The following is an 11,569-nucleotide window of genomic DNA, read 5'->3' as shown; positions in this document are numbered from 1 at the left end:
ATTTCTCTCAATCTAGTCCTATATACATTGGTGTGTAGACACTATTACTTGAACAACCTTACTTCACAACTAACGCTATTTTCAGTATTGTTCAAATTCCTTTGATTTCACAGGTATAAATATGAGTCAGTCTGTGATTAATTCAAGTGCTAAACAGTCTTACACAGCAGAAGAAATACAAGCCTGGCTAGTCTCTAACATTTCTGAGATGCTGGGTGTTGAACCAGATGAAATAGATATCCGAGAACCTTTAGACAGTTACGGCTTAGATTCAGTACAGGGGATGGTTATTACCAGTAGAGCAGAGAAATTGTTTGGATTTAAGATGTCTCTAATTCTGTTGTGGCATTATCCCACTATTGAAGCGTTAAGCAAGCGTTTAGCAGAAGAATTAGTAGATTCTGAATCATTTGAGATTTGAAAATAACCTACCCTTTGGGAAGTCAATTAATTTTGGATTTTGAATTTTGGATTTTAGATTAATTTCAATCTAAAATCTAAACTTGCTAGTCAAAATTCAATTCCCATTCGTAATATCCTCAATTCTTCATATAGGACTCATATTTGATTTTTGTTGGCGTAGCCTGCGCTCTGCGCTTAAAAAACTCAGTACACTTTCTGTTAAGAGTTCCCCGTTAAGAGTTCCCGGTCTTCACGAGTAAGTTCATAAATCAAACCGGATTCCTATATCAATTTCATTTTTAGCTAACTGTATTTGTCTACTAGTTAATTTTTTACTAGAAAATTTATTTCTGAAGCCGCATAAACACTATCATAATGAGAGATAAAAAACTATGAACGTACATGAACTTTTAGAAAACCTGACTCAAAACGGTATTGACTTGTGGGTTAACAATAATAAACTAAATCTTCGTTCTCCCAAGGGGGTAATGACACCAGAAATACAGGCGGAACTAACTGCTCATAAAACTGAGATTTTGACCTTGCTACGCGATAGAGATGTAGCTCTCAAAGCTGCTTTTGTTCCCTTAAGTATTGGACTGAGTTTACAAACTATTGGTCGTTTAATTGGAGGATTTATTGAAGAATCAAGTGTGGAATATAAACCACCAGTGATTGATCCGAAAGTTATGGCTCAAAAGCTAACAATTACATTTAGACCATTATCGAAAAATTACAATCAGCTAGAAGTTATTAAATTCCAAGAAGAATTGGCAGCGAAACTCAAGGAGTATGGAGTAAAAGTTTTACCTTGGCAAGAAGCAACAATCGAATTAAGTTATGAAATTACTTTGCCAATAAGCAAATTAAATAAACGCTTCAAAATCAGGAGTGTCAAATCGGAAATAGATGCAGTAATTGATGTGGAAAAATCTCCTGGTTATATCCGAAAGTTGGGTGTTTTGGCAGCAGAGACTTTGTATCAAATGTATTCTCGCTTTATCTTGAAAGATCGAGAAATTTCTGTTTCTAGAATAGCAAAATTGAGTAGTTGGGCTGAAGACCATGTAGCAAAATATATTGAAGATCCTACTAACACTCAAGTAATTACCTTAACAGAAATAGATAAAGAGTTTACAAATCCTGTAATTTCTTATCAAGAAAAAATCAATATTGGCTTAAACACTCTCATCAGAACATTTTCAGAGATGGTAATTGGAGTATCTCATGAAAAAATTTCAATTTTAAATATGAATCTTTCTGATTCTGTGTTTCCTAAAAATGAGATGGGACACTTTGTTTTAAACTCATTAGTGCCTAAAGTTTTTGTACCAATATATCCACTTTTACTGAGTCGATTTACTTTAGGACAGTATAATCCTCATGAATCTAGCTATGCTGCAAAACTGGTAAAATTAGGGAATGATCTGGCATCAACAGGTTTATTTCCACCAGGCTTTAAACTGTGTGAAGTTATTAAAAGAAAATCTCATAGAGATATTGTTAACGTCATTGTGAATGGGAGGACGGGTGTCTCTTATGGTTTTGTTGCTTATGCTGAACCTCCGCAATATGTTGGTCAACCAGAAATAACTGAAAATGAGTGGCAAAATCTATTATCAGTTGCGGGATTTAGTAGTGATGAATTTCGTCAGAATGACAAAGGTAGATATTACATCAAAACCAAGATCAAAGGAGAATATAGATTTAAACAGATTCCAGATATTTGGCTTGTCAGTTCTCGTTCCGGCTCAAACAAAACCGATTTAAAACTTGAAAGCGATATTATTCGGATTGGTTTGAAAGAAAAGTTATTTTTGCAATTACCACAGAGTATTCATCCAGAATTAGTAGATATCAAACCTTCTTATGATATCTATGTCATGCTTGCTATTAGTTTATCTGCTGCCTTATATACACCAGAAATTATTAAAAATGGTGCGCCAATCGTTCATTTTCACGGCTACCCAGCATCTGACTGGTTTCAAGCAAATGAATATTATGTTGGAGTAAATAACCCTTCAGTTCCTTGTGGAACTTATGAATCAGGAGTACTAAATTTTCTGGGTATTTCTAGCTTGGCAAATCAAGAGGTAGAAAATACAGCTTTAGTAAGTTTGGTAGAACCAGATCATGGCACAAATTTTATAGCTCATGATTTGGAATATCTAGTAGAAAGATTGAAGATTGGGTGTCAACAAAATCAAATTGAACTTGGTGGAAAACATTTTGCTTCTTTGAAGGCAAAAGTGAGCGATCGCTAAATTGAATGAGACTGAGTACAAAACATGAAATACAATACATACAACTTATGCTCTACGACAGAGAACTTTCTCCTTTGGAGCAAGTTATAGAAATTGTGAATCGTCGTGCTAGCGCCTACAATATAGTCACGATTTGTCGCATCAACGGACTCCTCGATGAAGAAACCATCAGACAAGCTTTGGAATTACTACAGCTACGTCATCCTCGGCTTAACTCTCGGATTGTCGATAAGTTAGATAGTTTGCGTTTTGAAACTGGAGATATCCAGATTCCTTTACGTGTAGTTAAAAAGCTGCACTCACAACAGTCACAGGAAGTTGTTTGGGAAGAACTCAATCACAAAATTGCGAGTGACAAAAGTTTAATGCGAGTTGTCCTTGTTCATCTCAAAAATGACAGCAAGGTCAATTATTTGATTACAACAATACATCATGCGATCGCAGACGGCTTGTCATGTATACAACTGCATTCAGAACTTTTGCAATATTGCCAAAAAATCATATCTTTTGAACCAATAGAAGTCGTCAGCTTACCTGCACTACCACCGATTAAAAAACTTCTACCAAAATCAATGCAGGGATGGAAAGGTGCGTTAAATATTTTCTTGACCGTATTTAGACATGTGGTCAGAGATATTCGATACCGACCAAAAACCTTAAAGTTTGAAAAATTTGCACCCATCGAATCACGCCGTACTGGTATTGTCCACAGAAAGCTTAACAAAGAGCAAACCACACAGTTAATCAATGTTTGTAGAAAGAATAAAACAACAGTACACTCTGCTTTGTGTACGGCGATGTTGTTTGCAGCAGGGAGAAAAATCAATGCTGGCAAAAAAACAAATGTTGGTGTTAGCTGTTGGTCAAGCGTCAATCTGCGTAACCGACTCAATCCAAAAGTTAGTGATGAACATTTAGGTGTGTTGGTTTCCGGTGATATTTCCTGTCATACCTTAAAGATAAATACAGGCTTTTGGGATTTAGCTCGCAACAGAAAACAACAGATGGAAGCAAGTACAAAAGGTGATCGGGTCTTTTGTTCAGCTTTATTAATTGAGCCGTTAACCGATTTTCTGATCACATTTCCTCGCCAAATGTTTGCCACAGTGGGTGTCACAAATATAGGTAGAGTGAACATTCCTGCGGATTATGGTGTATTTAAACTTGAAGAAATTAGCTTCGTTCCTGCATGGGGAGCATTTGGGGGTTTGTGTGTTGCTGTTCTCACTTTTGAAGAAAAAATGGTTTTGAATTTCATGTTTTCTGAGCCTGCAATTAGTCAGGAAACAGCAGAAGTTATCGCCGATAATGTCCTTGCTTGTATTGTTGAGGCTTGCAACAACGCAAAATTCACTTTTTCCGATCAAATTTTTGTACTTCCTCCGCCTCAGCTACCCTCTACTGCTCCTACTGCTTTGAGTGTTGTTCGTCGAGGCTCTGGACGCTATCAGTAATATCATGTCCGTTTAAAAACTTATTTGAAAAGGTAATTATGCTCTATGACAGGAAACTTTCTCCTTACGAGCAAGCGATGGAGATTTTGAATCGTCGTGCTACAACATACCACATAATTACGATTTGTCGAATTAATGGAATCTTCAGCAAAGAAATTGTTAGACAAGCTCTTGAGTTGTTACAGGCACGTCATCCTCGTCTGAAATCGCGGATTATCGGTAGATTAAATAATTTACGCTTTGAAACTGGAGACATCGAGATTCCTTTACGTGTTGTGACAAAACTGCACTCACAACAGTGGCGAGAAGTTGTTCAAGAAGAACTCAATCAAAAAATTGAGAGTGACAAAAGTTTAATGCGAGTTGTCTTTGTGAGTCTGAAAAATGAGAGCAACGTCAATTATGTGATCACAACAATACATCATGCGATCGCAGACGGTTTATCATGTATGCAATTGCATTCAGACCTTTTGAGATATTGCCAAAAACTCATTTCTTTAGAACCAATAGAAGTTATCAGCTTGCCTGCATTACCACCAATTAAAAAACTCTTACCAAACTCAATGCAGGGATGGAAAGGTTGGTTAAATCTCTTTTTAGGCATATTTAGACTTTTATTAAGGGATATTCGCTACCGACCACAAACCTTAAACTTTGAAAAATTCGCACCAATTGAATCACGCCGTACTGGTATTGTTCACAGAAAGCTCAACGAGGAGCAAACCACAAAGTTAATAAATGTTTGTAGAAAGAATAGGACAACGGTACACGCTGCTTTGTGTGCAGCGATGTTGTTTGCAGCAGGTAAAAAAATCAGTGCTGATCAAAAAACAGATTTGAGTGTTAGCTGTTGGTCTCCAATCAATTTGCGTCACCGACTCAAACCACCAGTCAGTGATGAACATTTGGGTGTGTTGGTTTCCGGTGATATTTCCTGTCATACCTTAAAATCAAATACACGCTTCTGGAATTTAGCTCGCAACAGAAGACAACAAATGCAAGAGACTTTGTCAAGCGATCGCATCTTCTGTTTGCCCTTATTAACCAAGCTGTTGATTAAATTTCTTCTCGCTTACCCTCATCAAGTATTTTCCACAGTTGGTGTCACAAATATAGGTAGAATCAATATTCGTTCAGAGTATGGTGTATTTGAACTTGAAGAAATCAGCTTTGTGACTTCTAATGCAGCATTTAGAGGATTGTGTGTTGCGGTTCTGACTTTTGAAGAAAAAATGTATTTGAATTTCATGTTTTCTGAGCCTGCAATTAGTCAGGAAACAGCAGAAATTCTCGCCGATAATGTTGTCGCCTGTATTGTTGAAGCTTGTAAAAATAAAAAATTTACTTTTGCTGATCAAATGATTGCCCTTCCCCGATATCCTGCTTTGAGTATTGTTCGTCGAGTTCCTAGACGCCCTCATTCATGAAGGCAGAAAGCAGTCTCAATCAAACAAGTTTCACCCCTACACCCACTTTCTTATGAACCTCTTTGGACAAACACTTCTCATTTCAGGAATTGGTGGATTTATTGGCTTGCGGACTACTGAACTAGCCATAGCGCGAGGGATGAAAGTCCGGGGACTAGGACGTTCCGCAGAGAAAGTCAAAAAAGCACAACAACTAGGTGCTGAGGTAATAGTTGGTAGTGTTACCGATCCTGCGACTGCTCATAAAGCTTGTCAGGGAGTAGACATCGTTTTGCATACGGCTGGTATTGTCCAAGAAACTGGACAAATCAAGCATTTTCGTGAGGTCAATGTGGGTGGAACGGTGAATATGGCTAAAGCTGCTAAAAATGCCGGTGTCAAAACCTTTACTCATCTCTCCAGTGCGATGGTTTACGGTTTCAACTATCCCGATGGCGTTACGGAAGAGGGGCCACTGCGTGGTGAGAATAATCCTTTCTGTCAGACAAAAATAGAAGCCGAAGCAGCACTCTTAGAACTGGATACTCCACCAGGTTTTGGAATCATCATTATTAGACCAGGAGATGTTTATGGCCCAGGAAGTATTCCCTGGATAGTCCGACCAATAGTGATGATGCAGCGAAAATTATTCGCATTGATTAACGATGGACAAGGTGTTATCAACCATTTATACATTGATAACCTGATTGATGCCATCTTTCTTGCTATGGAAAAAGAAGCATACGGAGAAATTTTTAATATCACTGATGGGAAAAATACTTCTTGGAAAAAATATTTTACTAATTTAGCTGAAATCGCAGGTTTATCCGTGCCTATTTCTTTATCAAAAGATGAAGCCAAATTATTTCTGCGGGTACGCGAACAGGGACAAAAACTTTTTCGGAAAAAACCCGATCTGCTACCAGAAACTATGGATTTTCTCTCTCGTCCCTATGCTTATTCTATTTCCAAAGCTCAAAAGATGTTAAATTTTGAAGCAAAAATTGACCTAGAAGAGGGAATGCGACGCACCCAGGAATGGCTGCAAATAACAGATATTCATAAATTATTGCAAACATATGATCATACAAAAAATTACTCTATTTAATCTGTTTTTAGTCTCTAATTTTGTCATCTTGGGCTTGGCTACAGCAAGTCAAAATTCTACTATTAACTTAACTGTTGTAGTCAATGGAATCCGTCATCAAAATGGGCAAATTTGCCTGAGAATTTATAATAATGAACAAGGATTTCCTCTGAGTGATGCTAGTGAAGTACAAAGTGGTTGCGTTCAGATTCAGGGAAATTCTATCAAAAAGGAATTCTACGGATTAAAGCCTGGAACTTATGCTGTTGCCGCAGTAGATGATCAAAATGGAGATTACACACTAAACAGAGACTTGTTAGGTATTCCACAAGAGGGTTTTGGTGTTTCCAATAATCCAACAATATCAGTCAAAACTGGTATACCAAATTTTAAAGACTCAAGTTTCCCGCTGAGGAAGAATGCAACTATTAGGATTGCGATGAAATATTCGCTTGATCCATAAAAGATCAAGTTGGACTGTGCTGCGATCGCGATCAGCCCATAGTAGCTTCTATACAAGCTACCGATTGATGCTGTAGTGAGTTAACCGCCACAGCCAAAAGTGTATCTGAACCATCGCACCAAGGACAAATATGTATACATGTTGCATGAAAGTTGCATATACCTTTAAAAAATCATGATTTTCTGGAATTCTTAGTTATAGCTCAGCGAACCTTGTGCTCTTGGATTCATTCCCGCCAGTGCTATTTTTCACACTGGCTTTTTTTTTACTTTTAATCAAAAATCTAGTAATCCGCCAATAGATCCCCGATCCCCGATCCCCCTTCCCCTACACCGTTAAACGAGATTTTTTCAACAACCAACTTGCGATCGCGACAGCTGCAATCAATAATACAAATGTCACCACTACCAGCGCCGCTCCATAACCGAAATCTAAATACCGCATGATTGTCGAGTAGATATACAAAGATACAACTTCCGTCGCGCCACCAGGCCCACCGCCCGTCATCACAGCAATTAAATCAAAAATCCCGAAAGCTTGGGCAAAGCGAAACAACATCGCGATCAAAATTTGTGGCATCAACAGTGGTAAGGTAATTTTATAAAAACTTTGCCAAGGCGTAGCCCCATCAATTGCATGGGCTTCGTACAAATCTGAGGAAATTGACTGCAAACCAGCCAGCAACAAAATACTAATAAATGGCGTAGTCTTCCATACATCTGCAAACACGACTGCAACCATTGCTAGAGTTGGTTCTCCCAGCCAATTTATACCAGTTTGAATCACACCCAACCTCAGCAAGATATCATTTACCACCCCAAATTGATCATTAAAAATCCACGCCCACGCCAAACCAATCAAAGCAGTGGGTAAAGCCCAAGGTATGATCGCGATCGTCCGTATCGCACCTCGTCCAAAAAATCGTTGATTGAGAACCAAAGCAATTCCCAACCCTAACAGCAATTCAAAAATCACCGATGCAGTTGTAAATACAGATGAAATCCAGAAACTTTGCCAAAAACGCCCATCTCCAGCCATCCGCACATAATTATCCAAACCAGCAAAATTAGCCTCTAGCTGAGTTCCCAAATTCTTAGCAAACAAACTCAACCAAAAAGCCCGCAGAATCGGATAACCAAATACTAACAACAACAACAGCAGCGCAGGCAATAAAAAAAGCCACGCTGTTCTCTGTTCTCGACTACGGATTTTACTTAAATTGGTCATTGGTCAATGGTCATTTGTCATTGGTCAATTGTCAATGGTCAATGGTCAATAGTTATTCTCTACATCTCTCAAAGCTATTTCCCTTTCTTCCCAATTTTTAATTTTTAATTTTTAATTTTTAATTTTTAATTTTTAATTGTTTTGTTCCCCAACAACCGCCTCGTCTCCTGTGCTGCTGCTTTCATGGCTGCTTCCGGTGACATGCGATTTGTTAATGCTGCACTCAGGTAACGTTGTAAAATATCTGAGGTTTGAGCATATTGGGCGATGGGTGGACGCAAAACGGCTTGTTCTACTACTTCTAGTAATTGGGGATAGTGGGGGTAGGTGGCGACAATTTGCGGATCTGTAAATAGTGAACGTCTGCTGGGTACAAAACCAGCTTTGAGAATAAATCGACGCTGTGCTTCTTCACTAGTAAAGTATTGAATTGCTGTCCAAGCTTCTTTGGGATGCTTGGTGGTTTTAGAAATTCCTAAACCCCATCCACCTAAACAAGCTCCCCCACTTTCACCAGAGGTGCTAACCATTGGTTTGATAGCTATTTTACCTTTAATCGGGGAATCCTTGGCATTAGCTAAAGGCCAAACATAAGGCCAGCTACGTAAAAAAGCCGCTTGTCCACTTTGAAAGATGCGTCTAGTTTCTTCTTCTTGGTATGTGGTGACACCAGGCGGAGAAATCCCTGTTTGAATTGTCTCTTTAAGAAAAGCGATCGCTTTTAAGGTTTCCGGTCTATCTAATCCTACTTCTAACGTGTTAGGATTCACCCAAAATCCCCCGAAACCTTTGAGAACTTCGACAAACATCGCCGCTAAACCTTCATATTGGCGACCTTGCCAAACATATCCCCAATTTATCTTGTCTTGTTGTTTTAAAGTTTGGGAAATCTTGATTAAATCCGTAAAAGTTTCTGGTGGATTAAACCCCGCTTGCTTGAGTAAATCTTCCCGATAATACAGCATTCCCACATCACTCCGCATGGGAATTCTATACAATCTACTTTTGTAACGTCCCCCTTCTACATCTCTGAGTGAGAATGCTGTCAATTCTGATTGTGTAACTTTATCTGTTAAATCTAACAGCCACCCAGCCGCAGCAAATTTAGGTGTCCAAATCACATCCATATTGATGAGGTCGTATGGAGAATCACCTAAAATAAATGCCGATGTATACAGGTCTTCAAGTAAATTAGTGGCGTTTGGTCCCTCAATAATATTAATGCGAATACCAGGATTTTTACTCTCAAAATCTTTGATGATCCCCTCTTTCCAAGGTTGAGCATCAGGGGCTGTCATCAACAAATTGAGGACTACTGGCTGTTGGGTTTGAGCAGAAGGAACAGATATAAACAGGACACCCAACAATACCGAAACAAAAATTACTGTTAACCATTTAAACTTTGTGAGAACTTTTACCATTAGCTTTGCTGGCTGACGGTCAGATATCCACTTTAGTCTGAAAAAGCAGGTAATTTAATAGAATGTTAAGTGATTAGTAGAGAATTCAGAAAAAACGTAATCTTATTTATTAATCTGTAAAATTATGATCGAAAACAATATAATTGCCCTTTCCTTTTCCCTTAGCGCGGTACATTGCTACATCCGCATCCCGCAATAGATTTGTCGGTTCTTCGTAACCATTGCTACTTAAAGCAATCCCGATGCTAGCTGTTGTAGATATTTCATGTCCATTGAGGTGAAGAGGTAAACTTAAAGTTTCTTGAATGCGTTTAGTAATATTGATAGCGTCGCTAACGTCTTTAATATCCTCTAACAACACTGCAAATTCATCACCGCCAAATCTAGCAACAGTGTCACCACTACGCAAGCAAGAATCCAAACGTCGAGCGATCGCTACTAATAAATCATCACCCATTCCATGCCCAAAGCGATCGTTAATGATTTTGAAGCTATCTAAATCTAAAAACAAAACGGCAAAATGATAATTTAGGCGTCTTTTGCAACGTTCTGATGCTTGTTTTAGCCTATCCAAAAATAATACTCGGTTAGGTAGTGCTGTCAGTCCATCATAGAAAGCATTGCGAACTAGTTGTGCTTCTTTTTGCTTACGTTCAGTAATATCTTGAAAAACTATCACAGCACCTGTAATCACACCCACATTATCGCGAATCGGTGAAACAGTATCCCCAATCGGAATTTTTCTTCCATTCCTAGTTATGAGAATACAGTTTTCTGGTAGTTGCAAAACTACACCTGCTTTCATTGCTTGTGTTGCAATGTGAACAATCTCTTCTCCAGTGTCTTTGTCAACTAAATTTAAAACTTCTCCCAAATATTTTCCAAATGCTGCTTTTTGCTCCCAACCAGTAAGTATTTCTGCTACCGGATTCATCATTTGGATGCAAGCATTAATATCTGTCGTTACTACTGCACAGCCCATACTATTAATCAGCGTCAGTAGTCTTTGATTTTCACGTTGCCACTGTTTTTGAATTTTATCTTTATAAAGAGCCATTTCAACTGCATTATATAAATCTTTTTCAGTAAAAGGTTTAGCAATATAGCGAAAAGGCTCTTGTAATTGATTTTTATTTAATGATTTATAATCTAAACAGTCTGTTAGATATAATACTGGAATTTTAAAAGTATCTTGAATAATATCTACTACTGGTACACCGTCTATTTCTCCTACTAAACAAATATCAATTAATACTAAGTTTGGTTTACTTTCTGCAATATTCTGTATAGCTTCTTTGACAGAATTAGCTATTTTATGAACATGATATCCTAGCTTATTTAAACTATTTCTAATATCTACAGCAAGGATTTCTTTGTCCTCTATAACTAGGATTTTTGGGGCGTTCATGCTAAAATTACCAGTTCGATAGGAGCGAATTTATTATCGATGATAGATATGCTTGGAAGACCGTAATCCTATCATATTAAATTGCCTATATTACTGTGTCTTAATTAACTAAAATAGTTATTATTATTTTTATTAGTGTATAAAATTACCATTGTTTTAATTTTTAATTGACTAAAAGAAGTAAGGACATATGTTTATTGTCAAGTTAATATAATGTTGCGTAATTAACTTTTTGAAAATTACAATTTACAAGTATTAGCAGTATATAGCAATCCTATTAGGACTTACGCAATAATTCTCCCAAGCTCTTATTTCTTAGTGTCCTTTGTGTCCTACCCTGCGCTTCGACACTCCCTGTCTACTTGCACGCCTGTCGCTAACGCGCCTACCAAAGGTAGCCGAGTAAAGCGCGTCTATGTGGTTAGTTTTTTCATGAT

9 protein-coding genes are annotated in these 11,569 nt (G+C 37.9%); 6 read left to right on the top strand and 3 right to left on the bottom strand.

All coding sequences use genetic code 11. The annotated features are described in order from the left end of the window. The first annotated feature begins 121 nt into the window (after nt 1-121). The 6 genes from ACE1AT_RS13300 (at nt 122) to ACE1AT_RS13275 (ending at nt 7,076) form a co-directional block, all read left to right on the top strand. A complete protein-coding gene (locus ACE1AT_RS13300; RefSeq protein WP_374869007.1) occupies nt 122-421 on the top strand; it encodes a phosphopantetheine-binding protein in 300 nt (99 codons plus the stop codon). Between the two features lie 373 nt (nt 422-794). After that, nucleotides 795-2,666 carry a hypothetical protein gene (locus tag ACE1AT_RS13295; protein ID WP_374869005.1) on the top strand — a complete coding sequence of 624 codons (1,872 nt, stop codon included), beginning with the start codon at nt 795-797 and terminating at the stop codon, nt 2,664-2,666. Between the two features lie 47 nt (nt 2,667-2,713). Continuing rightward, nucleotides 2,714-4,120 (top strand): condensation domain-containing protein, encoded by a 1,407-nt coding sequence (locus ACE1AT_RS13290; RefSeq protein WP_374869003.1) that lies wholly within the window; start codon nt 2,714-2,716, stop codon nt 4,118-4,120. 38 nt (nt 4,121-4,158) lie between these two features. Beyond that, the gene (locus ACE1AT_RS13285) at nt 4,159-5,547 is read left to right on the top strand and encodes a condensation domain-containing protein (RefSeq protein WP_374869001.1); all 1,389 of its coding nucleotides are present in this window, start codon (nt 4,159-4,161) and stop codon (nt 5,545-5,547) included. A 52-nt stretch (nt 5,548-5,599) separates the two neighbouring features. Next, nucleotides 5,600-6,634, top strand: a complete 1,035-nt coding sequence (locus tag ACE1AT_RS13280; RefSeq protein WP_374868999.1) for an NAD-dependent epimerase/dehydratase family protein — start codon at nt 5,600-5,602, stop codon at nt 6,632-6,634. Further along, on the top strand, nt 6,606-7,076 hold the full coding sequence (locus ACE1AT_RS13275) for a DUF2141 domain-containing protein (RefSeq protein ID WP_374868997.1): 471 nt from the start codon (nt 6,606-6,608) through the stop codon (nt 7,074-7,076). Before ACE1AT_RS13280 ends, ACE1AT_RS13275 begins: the two co-directional genes overlap by 29 nt. Nucleotides 7,077-7,403: 327 nt before the next feature. Here ACE1AT_RS13275 and ACE1AT_RS13270 read toward each other — a convergent pair whose 3' ends face one another. The 3 genes from ACE1AT_RS13270 to ACE1AT_RS13260 form a co-directional block, all read right to left on the bottom strand. Next, nucleotides 7,404-8,303, bottom strand: a complete 900-nt coding sequence (locus ACE1AT_RS13270; protein WP_374868995.1) for a carbohydrate ABC transporter permease — start codon at nt 8,301-8,303, stop codon at nt 7,404-7,406. Between the two features lie 125 nt (nt 8,304-8,428). Further along, complete coding sequence (locus ACE1AT_RS13265) at nt 8,429-9,724, bottom strand: ABC transporter substrate-binding protein (protein ID WP_374868993.1); 1,296 nt, start codon at nt 9,722-9,724, stop codon at nt 8,429-8,431. Nucleotides 9,725-9,833: 109 nt separating this feature from the next. Further along, nucleotides 9,834-11,132, bottom strand: a complete 1,299-nt coding sequence (locus tag ACE1AT_RS13260) for a diguanylate cyclase domain-containing protein (RefSeq protein WP_374868991.1) — start codon at nt 11,130-11,132, stop codon at nt 9,834-9,836. Between the last annotated feature and the right edge of the window lie 437 nt (nt 11,133-11,569).

Source organism: Pelatocladus sp. BLCC-F211 (genome assembly GCF_041928655.1).
Classification (GTDB): domain Bacteria; phylum Cyanobacteriota; class Cyanobacteriia; order Cyanobacteriales; family Nostocaceae; genus Pelatocladus.
The sequence above is the reverse complement of the archived record's forward strand: the minus strand, read 5'-3'. Positions and strand labels throughout refer to the sequence as shown.